The 13502-nt window shown below is 40.2% G+C and carries 8 protein-coding genes and 1 riboswitch; all 8 genes read right to left on the reverse strand.

Translation table 11 applies throughout. The annotated features are described in order from the left end of the window. Nucleotides 1-6: 6 nt before the first annotated feature. Nucleotides 7-1659, reverse strand: a complete 1653-nt coding sequence (locus tag G608_RS0103975; protein WP_026494940.1) for an aminoacyl-histidine dipeptidase — start codon at nucleotides 1657-1659, stop codon at nucleotides 7-9. A gap of 194 nt (nucleotides 1660-1853) precedes the next feature. Further along, entirely contained in the window at nucleotides 1854-2492 is a 639-nt protein-coding gene (locus tag G608_RS22190) for a sortase (protein ID WP_051208809.1), read from the reverse strand. A gap of 118 nt (nucleotides 2493-2610) precedes the next feature. Beyond that, nucleotides 2611-3831 (reverse strand): Cna B-type domain-containing protein, encoded by a 1221-nt coding sequence (locus G608_RS0103985; RefSeq protein ID WP_026494941.1) that lies wholly within the window; start codon nucleotides 3829-3831, stop codon nucleotides 2611-2613. 10 nt (nucleotides 3832-3841) lie between these two features. Beyond that, on the reverse strand, nucleotides 3842-4714 hold the full coding sequence (locus tag G608_RS0103990; RefSeq protein WP_026494942.1) for a class C sortase: 873 nt from the start codon (nucleotides 4712-4714) through the stop codon (nucleotides 3842-3844). Nucleotides 4715-4919: 205 nt separating this feature from the next. Further along, complete coding sequence (locus G608_RS19820) at nucleotides 4920-6503, reverse strand: isopeptide-forming domain-containing fimbrial protein (protein WP_051208811.1); 1584 nt, start codon at nucleotides 6501-6503, stop codon at nucleotides 4920-4922. Nucleotides 6504-6662: 159 nt separating this feature from the next. After that, nucleotides 6663-11798, reverse strand: a complete 5136-nt coding sequence (locus G608_RS0104000) for an LPXTG cell wall anchor domain-containing protein (protein ID WP_155833210.1) — start codon at nucleotides 11796-11798, stop codon at nucleotides 6663-6665. Nucleotides 11799-11876: 78 nt separating this feature from the next. Beyond that, entirely contained in the window at nucleotides 11877-12563 is a 687-nt protein-coding gene (gene lepB / locus G608_RS0104005; protein WP_081677291.1) for a signal peptidase I, read from the reverse strand. Between the two features lie 130 nt (nucleotides 12564-12693). Then, nucleotides 12694-13245: a hypothetical protein gene (locus G608_RS0104010; protein WP_026494945.1), complete on the reverse strand. Its 552-nt coding sequence runs from the start codon at nucleotides 13243-13245 to the stop codon at nucleotides 12694-12696. Between the two features lie 118 nt (nucleotides 13246-13363). Next, nucleotides 13364-13457: riboswitch (cyclic di-GMP riboswitch) on the reverse strand. Nucleotides 13458-13502 lie beyond the last annotated feature (45 nt).

A 13502-nucleotide genomic window follows, 5' to 3' on the forward strand; every position in this document is an offset into this window, starting at 1 on the left:
TTTTCCTTATAATTCTTTAAGTACAGCGCAAAGATATTCAAATGTTCTTCCGGCAGATGCAACACTTAACTTTTCACCGGTTGAATGAATATCCTGCATGTCAGGTCCGATAGATACGCAGTCAAGATTTTCAATTTTTTCTGAGAATAATCCGCACTCCAGACCCGCATGTATAGCTTCTACTCTCATATCCTTTTTATAAAGCTTCTTATAAACATCCACCATCTTGTCACGAAGTACTGAATCCTGGCGATATGCCCATCCGGGGTATTCTCCGGAGGTCTCATGTATTCCGTCAAAGCTCTCGATGATGATCTCCATTTTGCGAAGAAGTGCTTCTTTTGCAGGTGCTATTGAGCTTCTTACGGAATAATCAAGAAGGAATGCCTCATCCACAATTCCGGCACCGGTACTTGCAGCATCTTTTCCTTCGATGGCTCCGGATTTATTTGCAACGATCTTCAGGATTCCAAGATTAAGCGAGGTCTCAACCAGGCCATCTATCGAATCACTCATAGCCTGAACTCCGAAAGGCATAGCACAGATGCATCTGGCCAGTTCAATAACCTGAGCACAGGGAATGATTCCGGAGATAACTTCTCTCTTTTCATGAACCTCTGTAAATGCGTCCACGCTGGAATCAAGGTTAACAGAAGCCATATGTGATACATCTGTCTTTTCAGGCGGAAGACTGCTGTCAAACACCTCCTCAACTACGATTGAAAGTCCCGGGTCTCTGTCACCAAGCTCGGTCTTAAAATCATTTTCCACTTTATAAGCTATGGATGAAAGCTTTCCATAAAGTGAGAAGAAGGATACATCAGGTCCCACAATATTTCCGTGGGTCTGAGAAGCAAGTCCCATAAGCAAAAGCTCTGCCTCGCAATCTGAAGCTATAGCATTGTCTGCTACGCCGCCGTTTAAGCTTATAAGACCAATCTCAAGAGCATCCGTGATTTCAAGCAAAAGTCTTCCCATGATAACATTGGCATTTCCTCTGCCCTTTACTATCATCTCTCCGGAATGACCGCCCTTTAGGCCCTTTACATGAATCTTAACCTTTATACCGCTTCTGTTCTCTCTTGTAAGAGGAAGATATCCATGGAAACGTGCACCACCGGCACAGCTCACTATCATAGCGCCTTCCTCTTCATTGTCGATATTGATGAGTCTTTTTCCTTCAATATCGTGACAATCAAGAGCAAAAGCTCCATCCATTCCAACTTCCTCATTGGTTGTAATGATTACTTCAAGAGGCGGATGAGGTATCTTATCGCTATCGAGAATTGCAAGACAGTATGCCACTGCTATTCCGTCATCTCCGCCAAGACTTGTATTCTCAGCCCAGATAAATTCGCCATCCGTCATAACCTTAAGGGGATCCTTGGCCATATCGATTTTAGCGCCTTTTTCCTTAACAGCCACCATATCCATATGTCCCTGCAGGATAACAGGCTCGTGATCCTCATATCCCTTTGTGCCGGGCTTTTTGATTACAACATTGAATTCCTTATCCTGACGGACATAGAGATTTCTGTCCTTTGCAAACTTTACAAGAAAATTACTGATCTTCTTAACGTTATATGATCCGTGGGGGATATTACATATCTCCTCGAACCATTTAAATACTTCTGCGGGTTTTAATTTCTCAAGTGCCATATTTATGTCCTTTCTATTTTATAGTTTTTCCACCTGTTAATAGCTACGGTATGTAAAACTGTTCTTAATATGATTATTCTCAATCGCCTTTTATTCTACCACATATATATAAAAAAACGGTACATATCATCAAATCGATTGTGATATGTACCGCTTATTTATTTTCTTCAAAAAGATATCTGAAGCCTGATATATTACTCTTCTCCCGAGACTGCATTCTCAATCTCGTCGATAACAGAATCCCCGGAACCGGGCTCTACTGTCTTAACAAATTCGCAGCGAACCGTTACACGGCTAGCACCGCCAATGGTACAGGTAAATACTGTGAAATCCCACTCACCTTCGTCCATCTTATCTACATCATAGGTTCCTATGGTCTCTGTGTAGGTAACTTCATAATAATACTGTCTGCCATCTATATCAGTTACTATGACTGTGTCGCCACTGTTTAGCTGATTAAGCTTGCCAAAATGTCTCTGGTAGTTATGACCTGCAACAATGAGATCATTGGTATAAACAGATCCCTTATATCTGCAGGGCGAGGTCTTGGCATTCTCAGATGACCACTCACTCTGAATCGGAAGTCTTATGTCTATAGCAGGTATCGTTATGATACCGATAAAAGACTGTCCATTTACGTCTACCGCCTTCATCTCTCCTGTGGGTGGCATCTCTGTAGGAACATTGGTTATCTGGGCATCTACACTCTCTAAAAGGTTAGCTGCACTTACCCCCGCTGAAATATCCTCATCGCGGTTATAGGCAAATATATAGAACGCCAATGCAAAACATACGAGTCCAAGTAATATGGAAACCTTACCTCTGGTAATCATTAAATCCGCCTTCCCGGGAAAATATCATCCCGAATATTACAAATACAGGTCCCCCAAAACTTTTCCCCACTTTTTACTTAAGCAGTAAAACAATCCACTCAAAAAGCATTATCAAAGCTCAGTGCTCTTTTCTTCTTTTCTCACTTCTGATTCCGTGAATTATAAGAACCAGTCCAAGAATTGCAAGCACAGGAATCGGCCACCAAAGCTGGCCTGTCTGAGGCAGTCTTCTAGCGCCGAGAACCTCGGGAAGCTCACCAAGGAAATTCCTTATTGCACCAAGAACCGAAGGGACTTCGCCGCTCTCGCCTTCTCCGGTTCCGCCTTCAACCTTAACGGACTCATGGCCACCGCCGCCACCATTCTCTTCCTTGTTGCCATCTACATTTCCGCCTTCTTCGCTGCCACCACCTTCGTCATCTTTTCTGGTGTTAACGATCACATAGCTGGTCTCATTCTGTGTAACGGAAACTGTATAGTTAGCAGCATCAACTTCCTCTTCTACAGTGAATTTATGTCCCTTTTCATATTTCCAGTCAAACTGCCAGTTATTACTGCTATCAAGGGTAACTGTATCAAACAGCTCACCGTCTTTGTATATCTTTACCTTAATTGATTTAGGTCTCTTGTCAGCAAAACCGTTATCAACCCACTGTTTATAAACCTTGAACTCCTCAGGATCACTTTCAAGCTTAATAGCTTCGCGCTTAGGCATAACTACTACCTCATAAGAAGCATTCTGCCAGGTTCCATCCCAATTATTACTTCCGGTTTCGTCAAGCATAACCGGGCCGGGAACTGATGCGAGAACATCGTAGTAAATATAACGTGTGCCCTGTATTTCAACGGGATCGCTATAACCGTAATAAAGGCCAGTCTCAACTGTACCAAGATTAGCAAAGCCGTCATCTCCGGAGGTTGCCTCAGCATAAGGAGTAACATTGTTCTCCTTCACACACTTAAGGGCTTTATCGGTTATTTCATCCCACTGCTCATGGGTTGATATGGAATTCATATCCTCAATATTAAGTCCTAAACCATCAAAAGGAGCTTCCACAGTGAACTCACCGCTTTTAGATATGGATGCAAGCTTGAAAACATGGGCTTTAACGCCTGCCATTTTGCCATAGCCCTCATATTCATAGTAGATACTGAGGGTACCGTTTTTACCTGTATCGATATAGCCGCTATCGTTAGAAGTAGCATTGGAAGTTTCTGCATTAACATCACTTCCGTCATCGCTCATGGCATTTACGCTGGTAGGCATAAGCAGCATTGCAACGGTACTCACAGCCGCAAAGCCGCATAATATTTTCCTAAGCTTTTTAGTAGTTTTCATACACTATACCTCAATTACTTCCCTTACTTTTACTTCCCTCAGCCTTTTTCTTTCTTGGCTTTGATGTGCTTGCCAAGAACCATATAAACAGAATAAGTATTATCGGTGCTGCTATGAAAGGTGCAACTACAAGATAGTTATATCTGGTCGCATCAGCAGGCACGATTAATTTAGTCTCTTCGTTATAATCAACACGTTTTGCACGAACCAGAAGTCTGTGTGTATTAACACCATAAGGTGTACAGGTAACCAGTGTCACATAATCTTCTCCTGAGGATATTCCCAGGCTGCCGGTTTCTTCAGGCAGAACAATGTTGATCTGGTCAACTTCGTATGCAAATGTCTGATCCATTATATGCAGTAAAAATGTATCCCCGACTATCATCTGGTCGAGGTCGGAAAACAACTTAGAAGACGGAAGTCCTCTGTGTCCCGATAAAACGGAATGTGAATTTGTGGTACCTGCAGGAAGTGATGTCCCCGGCAGATGTCCGATACCAACCTGTAAAACTGTCTCATCGACGCCGTGGTATATAGGCAAATCCACTCCGATGTTTTCAATCTCAATATGTCCCATGATGCCTGTCCCTGTAGGATCAAGCACTTCATAGTATTCCTTAAGCTCATCATCAGATAGAGCAAAATTTGAACCCTTTTGATAAAGGTTATCATTGTACTGATATGCTGCCTGCCAGTATTTCTCGTAATCCTCTGTTGTCAAATTGGCGAGGGCTTCATCATAGGTCGAAATGGCTCTCGACTGGTTCTTCGAGTTAATGTAATTACTTACTGACGGGTAGAAAAAAATAGCAAGACCCGCAATAAAAATTGCGAGGAATATGAGGTTTGTTACGTTTTTATACCACCTCTTCTTTTTCTTCATTCCACTTCGTCCATATATCTTTCTAAATCTAAATCTTACTTCTAAATGCTGTAATCGTCTGATTACATAGCATACTCGGGCAGGCAGATGAGCCTGCCCGGGCATAATATTTGTTTCTATGTATAGTCCGCAGAAACAAGATTCAATTCAAGTAATTTTATTCTGTAAATATTTTGTATCGTTTTCTTTAAACTAACTTATTAAATTATTCAGCATCGCTCTTTCTGCGTACTACGAAGAATACAGCAGCAGCTACGATGAGAAGTCCACCAACGATGTAGAAGATTGTTGTACCAATTCCACCTGTTGAAGGAAGAACTACTCCTGATTCATTGACTACATCATAACTAAATGAACCTTCGGCTGTGTCTCCTGTGATTGAAATGCCACCACTTGTTGTAATACCTGTAAGCTTAGGATCATCTGACTCAAGCTCATGTTCAGCATTGATTTTGAATTCAATGGGATTAATTGCATTGAAGCCTGTAGGAACTTTAGTCTCTTCAATCTTATATTCGCCTGCATCTAATCCTTTAAAAGCAAATACTGAATCTTTAACATCACCATTATCTGAAACTGTCTTAGTAGGATTTGTGTTTCCCTGTCCGTTAAGAGTTGTTACATCAACCCATTCACCATTTACTTTTTTGTAAAGTTTGAAGTCAGCACCTGTGAGGGGCTTATTGTCTCCATCAATCTTGTTGAAGATTGCCTGATACGTAAATACAATGTTCTTATCCCAAGGTGTCTCACCTGTTCCTTCACCATTCGGGTTGTTACTGAACTTAACCTTGTACTGGTTAGGATTTCCAGCTGAACCAAGAACTGCATTTTCATTAAGTGTTGCAGTATACTTAATTGTAACAACAGATTCTGCTGTTAATGAAGGAGCTGCCGTCTTAAGATTTTCTACTGTAGCCTTATAAACTACACCATCATCATATTTTGATTTCTCACCTGAAGCAGAAAAGCTAATAGCTGTGCCGTCGACTTCAGTGCCATAGTAAATTTTAGCATCGCCATTATATGTAAGGCCAGCAGACATATCATCATAGAACTCAACTGTATATGACTTGTAATTAGCATAGTCAGCAGGAAGTTTAAATGTAAGTGTATAAGGAACGCTATCACCAAAATCATAGTCAGCAGAATCCTTAAGTTCAGAATGATCATCAGCATCTGAATCATTCTGATCGTCTACGTGCTTCTCGTGCTCAACTGTGCCATTCTTAGGAGTGATTTCATAATCCTCGTTAAGTACTGTAAATACGTAAAGTGTATAACCCTCTTCACCTGTTAATGTGTTATCCTTGTCTTTAATAATGTAGTAACCTTCTACAAGACTTACGGATGTCTGTCCATCATCAGCATTTGAAAGAACAGCAACGGGTTCTGAATCAAGCTTAACAAACTGCTTTAAAGCTGTTATCTTGGCCTGATCATCAGCATATGTTGTCCCTGCTATATCAGAAAGACTCTTAGCATCAGCCTGGCTGATCTTAGCTCCTGTTGTACCTGTTTTGGCATTTGTTCCATATGCAAGATCTGCAAGCTGTTTACTGGTACTATCATATCTACCTGTAAAAATCTGATAAATCTCATACTGATGTTTTTTAGCTGCAGTTTTTGAAATACTTACTGTATGGCTAACCGGTGTAGTTGTTGTAGTTTCAGTATTTTCTGTGCCTGAGTTATTGATGGGTGTTTCATCTGCAAATGCTGTCATGCTGGAACCCATAATAAGAGTTGCAGCAAGAATACCTGTTAATAGTTTCTTAAATCCTTTCATTTAACCTCTCTCCTTTTTCGATTGAATCTTGTCTGTTCTAGACGTTTAAAGCTTCTTTATAAGTGCAAATGAGCACTTTGTTTTGATATGCCTTGCGGCATCAAAAACCTTTGTGGTTTAGTACCTGCAGGGAGAAGTCCCCGCAGTACTTAGTAGTTTTTACTCTTCTTCTCGTTTTCGTCTTTGGTTATTTAAGCTAAATCCAATAAACGATGTTACAAGAAGCGCTATTCCTCCAAATGTAAATGGAGAAGTTCCTGTAGAACCTGTGCTGGGTAATGATACAGTTGGAACCAGTTCATTCTGAACTGTAATAGCAATCTTTCTTGGTTGATGATCGTAGCTGATTCCATACAGCTTATAATCAAATACCCTACTGTTCTCTGATATATTCTCTTCAGGCTTTCCTTCTCTTACATAATAATCTATGCAATATAGCAATCCATCGGAGCTTTCATAATATCTGGGTAAGCTTTTCCAGGTATGCTTCCAGTCGCAACTGGGGGTAAGTGTAATAGTTTCAACAACCTGTTCCTGCGTATTTACTGCATCAGTCTCTCCGCTGATTATCACAGGCCCATTTATTGTTACCCCGCTGTAATAATCGCCCATAGTAGTAACATTCAAATCTCTGTTGATCGGAACATAATAAACTAATGTGGCAGTATATGTAGCGGCATCATACGAGATTTTAGATTTTTCAGGCTCAAATGTTTCGCCTTCCGCTTTAACAACTATTTGATCTAAAAGCTTTCCATTTCTCTCTTCATATATCTTTTCAATAATGGCGCTATCAGCATACTTCTGATTAGAATCGTACAAATTGAACCCGGTAACATACTGAACCTGGTTTTTACCCAGAGTGAATTCAAATTGCAGTTTTCCGCCCTTTTGAATAGTAAGGTATTGAGGAACTCCTTTTTGTTGTGCTTTCGTTTGCTGCAGATAGTGATCAGTATATACAACATCACAATTCACTGTTTCAATCGGAACACTACTCAACTGTTTATAAAGAGTCACATCAATTGCTGTTCTGTTCGGATTACTTTCTTTTACAAACTCATCATCAACTATATATCCCCATTCCTTCTCAACGCTGATTTCTATGTTCTTAGGAAGGTCCTTGATAAATATCGTCTCTCCCTTAAACAATTCTTCACCGTGGAAGTCATCGGGAATCTTGCCGACAGAACCTGTTGTTGCATTCAGATCAACCAACGTGAAGTAATAAGGTTCATCCAAAATGTAATAATCATCGGTTTCGGTCTCCGGAAGATCAGGCGCTTTTGTTTCTACTAACTTATAAGCATATCCTGATTCCAATTGATCAAGAGGATAATATCCGTCTTTATCAGTTATGAAATGATACAGTAATTTGTAGTCTGTGCCGTCATATTTATAGAGATCAAATTCTGCACCTTCAAGTCTGATATCTTCATTGAGCTTATCCACTTTATAGAGGTTAATTCCGTCTATATCGGCACTCATATGAGATTTCTGGATCTGGAATTGTCTTTTATCGCTGGATGATACATCAGAAAAGCCATCCAATGTTGCTATATTTTCAGCAGTTATATCAAGTCCTTCTGTTCCCTTGAATAAGTACTGATATTCCACAATCAGATGCTGTTTATCTTTAATCGGCATCGTAATGGTGTTTGTTCTTTCATAATTGTGGTAATATCCATCGCTTCCACTAGATTTCTCTTCGAGCCTGGAATCAGTTGTATAGCTGTATTCCACACCATGCTCTAATACAGTAGCTGTACCATCATCATTTATTCTTGTAACCTTGAATGAGCCCGGAACCAATGTTGCATTAGCATATATTTCCTTTTTATCGTAGGTATAATATTTAAGTCTAAGAACATCAGTAAAGGTAAGTTCATCTTTTTCTTCAAGAAGATCTTCTGCATACTTATTTATTTCAACTTTGTAAGACACGATACCTTCTTCGGGTCCGTTCGCAGTCTTCTTGATAATTTCATTCTTGCGAATTACTTCTTCGTAGTATGAATCTCCGCCAAGCTCGCTATTATTGCTATCATACAGTGTTATCTGATTGTCAAAGCGCTCTACAGTAGGATTGCCCTCACTGTCAATACCCTTCCACTGATAGTTAGGATCAATCTGTCCTTTAATCGCGAAGTAAAGTGTTTTCCCTTTAAGGTTACTGTTGCAGGGTATATTGATTGTCACAACATCGTTATTATCTTCACCATCAGCAACTGTGGCTTTAATCTTCGTGTTATTGTAGGTAACTTCAGCAGTCTTGTTTGTACTTGTCAGATCAAATATTCTTGGACTATGCCCAAGTACATTTTTATCCTCTGATACAGCTAATCCGGTAACACCTTCTGATCTCTCCAAAAGCTTAACCGATCCGGGTAATGTCTCCACCAGTTTAAATTCGCCATCCGGAGCATCACTAGGAATATTTACCAAAAATCCCCATGAAAGAATTCCATCTATATCAGAATACTCTTTAACTTCCTGAGGCTTTTTTGCTTCACTTAAATCCTTTCCGGCGGCAACTGCATCGTAATCATATTTCTCAACATAAGGGGTGTAGTCATATTTTCCTTCTACGGACTTATCCTTAACCGTTCCCTTGTTCAAAATACTTACAGCCGAATTCTTATCAGTGATCTTATAAGAAGATTTGTATGTAAAGCTTATTGACTTATCTTTTGGTAACTCTTTATCAAACCTTATACTAAAACCGGTAATTAACCCATCCTTCTTAACAGGAGTAACTTCTGCTTTCTTTCCGAAATCATGGATATTTTTAACAACTTCTTTTAATTCGTTAATCTGCTGTTCTGTAAAATAGCCATCCGATAATTCGTCATTGTAGGTCCAACCGGGTTTTTGTCCTGGCTCATGGGTGTTTGAAATCTTGCCATGAATAGTAACATTCCATGTAATTTCTATTACATCATCTTTAATTTCACCAGATTGTGCTTCTTTGACTAATTCTCCCTCTCCGGGAATTGTCACCGTTGCTTCAGACTCTGCTACAGTTTCAGGTCCCTTTGAGATTACAACCTTATTAGTAGCTGTAGTCTGTGCCCTTTCTCTCCATTCCTTAGGATCTATAGAATACTCAAACCTGTACTTCTCGTTCTCTGAACTGTAGTTTTCTTTAGTGAACGTATAGGGCAAGTTCACTTCCACAGTGCTTCCATTTGGCTTAGTCAGAATCGCTTTCCCGTGGTATTCTTTCTCGTTTCCATTCTTAGGATCTATATATTTGTCAACAACTTTATATCCACTAAGATCATTGCCATTGGAATTTACTTCAATAACCCAGATAATCTTATCGTTATAATAATCAAAGCTTCCATACTTGCTTAATGTCGGATAAGGATTAAACTCAACGGTATATTCCTGGCTCTTTTTATCTTTACCGGCTTCTGTCGTAGCACTGTTTATAAGCTTTACATGTTCTGCAGGCTTGTATTCGACACTATAGGTTAAAATATATTTTTCACCCGCATTTAACTTAGGTAAGGTGATATTAAAATCCTTAAAGTCGTTTATACCGGTATTTAAAGTAGATTCACTTCCATCTTTTCTTATTAACTTAAGACTTTCTACTTTCCCGTTTCTGATTTGGTTAAGCTGATCTGCTTTTTCCGTCTCATTACCGTTTTTCTCAACCAGCTTTATTTTCATTTTATCTGACAGTGAAATGTCACCATCAGTTCCGTTCATACTGCTTATAACAATCTTGTATACTACCCTGCCATCTTTCTTTTCAGCAGTTTTTTCAAGGCTTAAATCGTGTTTTTCTTCAACCTTCTTAATTGGAACCAGAATATTTACGTTATCGCTGAACTTGAATTCAGCATTTCCTTCCTCTTTGTCAGTAGAAAACAATCCATCAAAATAGAATGAACTCTTAATTGCATGTGTTTCATTCTGTTTCGCAAATAATTCATCAAAAACTACTGTTAATTTTCCGTCAGTACCTAGCTTGTAATCACCAACGTCCATTCCTGATGAGTTTTTAACCTTACCATATTCTTCTTCAAGAGGTCTGACAGTCTTGGGTATATAGCCTTCTATTGTCCGCCCTTCCTCTGTAGAATAATCAAGTGTTCCTCTCGGAACTGTATAATCCATGAAAAAGCGCAGTGTATCACCATTTGCAATACTTACTTCTTCAACCTGAGTATGTTCTTCACCGGAATCATCTGATCCTACATCAACCCAATTTCCATTTTCATATTTCTGGACCTGAACCTTATCAATAACTACTCTGCTATTTTCATCTGATGATCCGCGTGTCGCATATAGAATAACTCTCTCTTCATATTCATTGTCTGCGGCGTATGCTTTCATATACAACAAGCTTGAAATAGCTGCCTTGTTAGCTATAAAAAAAGATTCCAGCCTCCTAAGAGAAGAATAATCATCATTTTGATTATTTTCTTCTACTTCATTTTTTATTTCTTCTTTAACGTCTTCGTTATACGAAATCTTAACCTTATTATCTTCGGTTGTTTCATACTCTCCGGTACCATTTTCCAAAGCAGTTTTTTCTAAATCTACAATTCCGTATTCCTCAGGAATGTCAAAGTAAATATCATCAGACGCCTTTGCTTCTTTTGGAAGTTTATATACGAGGGTAATTCTTACGATGTCGCCTTCGTTTATATCTTCTTCGGAAATCTCTTCCCACTCATCTTCAGAATCGGGAACCATTCTCTCAAATATAGTTTTTGTGACATAATCAGCCAGATTTACTGACTCCGGAATAGTTGAGAGGGTTCCGTCCGTGTTGGGATTAGCTTCCTGTGAATTCTCCAAAGTTTCATCGTCAGAAGAAATTATTTCTGATGAATCTGCATCTGTAGCGTCTGTTTCCTCAGAATTATCGGAAACCACCACTTCATCACTGCCTACTGCCTCATTAGCTGCTTCCGCTTCATCAGTAGCCTGTGCATCTGTATTATCTACTGCCACATCTGAAGCTCCAGCGGCATTTTCTGCAGTCTCAGCATTTTCTTGTTCACCGGTCTCTGCGTCGCCGTTTGATGCAGTACGCTCTTCCTCCGGAATAGGCTCCCAGAAGCTGTCCTCGGTAGCACTGTTGGTACCGGCGGTATCCATAACTACACCGATACTCTCTGCACCGTCCTCCGTCATGGCAGTTGCCGGTTTATTGAGGATATACATTGATACCGTCCCCGTAAGAAGGGCCACACACAGCATCGTGGAGATCCACTTCTTTTTGGTATCATGCCTTCTCAAGTATTTGTCAGCTTTAGTATTTCTTTGTCCCAACATCACTTCATACCACCCATAAATCTTTTACACATAACAGTTCTTAAATACTCTTCTTACTTTTCTTCTAAAAAACCTAAATTACAACCTTCCAAAGCTCTTGAAAGGGAAAATCCTAAACACCACTTCACCGATAAGCTGTTCAACGGTTACGCATCCTACCGTGCTTGAACGGGAATCAATTGATTCTGTTCTGTGGTCACCAAGAACAAAATATCTGTTCTCAGGCACCTGGTAAGGAAATTCTATCTTGTCTCCCTCGCCCACTCCTGTAGCATATTGGCTTGGATCCGAGACATAAGGTTCATCCAGCTCTACACCATTTACAAAAACTCGGCCGGCATCATCGATGTTTATCCAGTCCCCGGGGCTTCCTACAACTCGCTTGACCAGTACCTTGTTGTTGTAGTAGAAAGCAATCAGTTCTCCCGGTTCAAAGGTGCTGTAGTTATAAGCTATAACCAGCTGTCCGGTTTCAAGGGTAGGTGTCATACTGTCACCTGTTACCTTAAGAACCGTGATGAAAAAGCTGGAAACCAGAACCGAAAGAGCTGCTACAACCACAATTACTATAAGGGTGTTCCTCAGTGTCCTTGTGTAGTCGTGCTTCCTGTACTCCCTGTTAAGCTCTGCCCTCAGTTCTTCAAGAGAAGGCTTACTGTCCTTAACTGCGGCCGTAACGGAGCTGCCATCTGACCCGTTCTCTTTATTAAAATTTTCATCCGGAGTTTTGATCACATCCTGATTGTTCTTTTCTTCTGTGCTCATACTACCCACTATTCTTTACTTCCAAATGATTACCCGCAAAAGCGCGCTCTCTCATTATACTAAAAGCCCTTGTCCCAAAAAGTACCGAAAATGAATACTTTGTTTCATAATTCGTACTTGACACGACTATCTATTTATGTTTCTTGCTTTTCTTAGTGATCTGCTCAAACTCTTCTGCTGCCTTCTTCGCTCCGTCAAAAACCCCATTTATTGACAAAAGTGCTTCAGCTAAAGAGCCTGCATTTTCAATCTTGGCGAGCTTGTCATCGACCTCAGCCCTTATGGCTGCCTTCTCTCTTTCAAGGCGTGCCCTGAAGCCATCAAACTCCTTTTCATGCTGTTCGTTCAGTTCCTTTATCTCACGCTCGTAGCGACCCTTGATGCCGTTTATCTCTCTTTCCTGTCTGGCCTTTAACCCCGCGATATCGCCATTACATTTAGATTCATATTCCTCGCGCTGAGCGTTGAACTTTGCACGCATCTCTGCTTTTTCTTCATCAAATTTGGAAAGCAGTTCAGCTCTCTCTTCCGCCATCTGTGCGATCAGCTGCTCTCTCTCCCTGTCAAAGTTCTCCTGCATCTCTTTAACATGCTCTCTGGCTGCCTCAGTTTCCTCCGAGTACTCAACCATCATCTGGAGAAGTTCTTTTCTATTAAGTTTCCTAAGTTCTTTTTGTGCCATAAACTCTCTCTTTATTGCAATAGGGTACAAAAAATAGCCCGTTTGAGGTCAAACAGGGCTACGCATCACCAAAAGAATCTATGATGCCCCCCTCTCTTATTTCTAAGATCCTAAGCGCACCAGCAGCTGGCTATCTGTCCCGACTTAACAAAATCGAAAAAGACCCTTTAGCTTTGCGTCACTACCTTGCGGTAGCTTTGCCCTGCATTCTTCACTTATTATCAAAAATCCTTATTACGTGTTGTTGTAAAATCATA

The organism is Butyrivibrio sp. WCD3002 (genome assembly GCF_000424265.1).
Lineage (GTDB): Bacteria > Bacillota > Clostridia > Lachnospirales > Lachnospiraceae > Butyrivibrio.

Coding starts and splice junctions, on each gene's coding strand:
- G608_RS0103975 (WP_026494940.1), bottom strand. CDS start 1,659: ATGGCACTTGAGAAATTAAAACCCGCAGAAGTATTTAAATGGTTCGAG.
- G608_RS22190 (WP_051208809.1), bottom strand. CDS start 2,492: ATGATTACCAGAGGTAAGGTTTCCATATTACTTGGACTCGTATGTTTT.
- G608_RS0103985 (WP_026494941.1), bottom strand. CDS start 3,831: ATGAAAACTACTAAAAAGCTTAGGAAAATATTATGCGGCTTTGCGGCT.
- G608_RS0103990 (WP_026494942.1), bottom strand. CDS start 4,714: ATGAAGAAAAAGAAGAGGTGGTATAAAAACGTAACAAACCTCATATTC.
- G608_RS19820 (WP_051208811.1), bottom strand. CDS start 6,503: ATGAAAGGATTTAAGAAACTATTAACAGGTATTCTTGCTGCAACTCTT.
- G608_RS0104000 (WP_155833210.1), bottom strand. CDS start 11,798: ATGTTGGGACAAAGAAATACTAAAGCTGACAAATACTTGAGAAGGCAT.
- lepB (WP_081677291.1), bottom strand. CDS start 12,563: ATGAGCACAGAAGAAAAGAACAATCAGGATGTGATCAAAACTCCGGAT.
- G608_RS0104010 (WP_026494945.1), bottom strand. CDS start 13,245: ATGGCACAAAAAGAACTTAGGAAACTTAATAGAAAAGAACTTCTCCAG.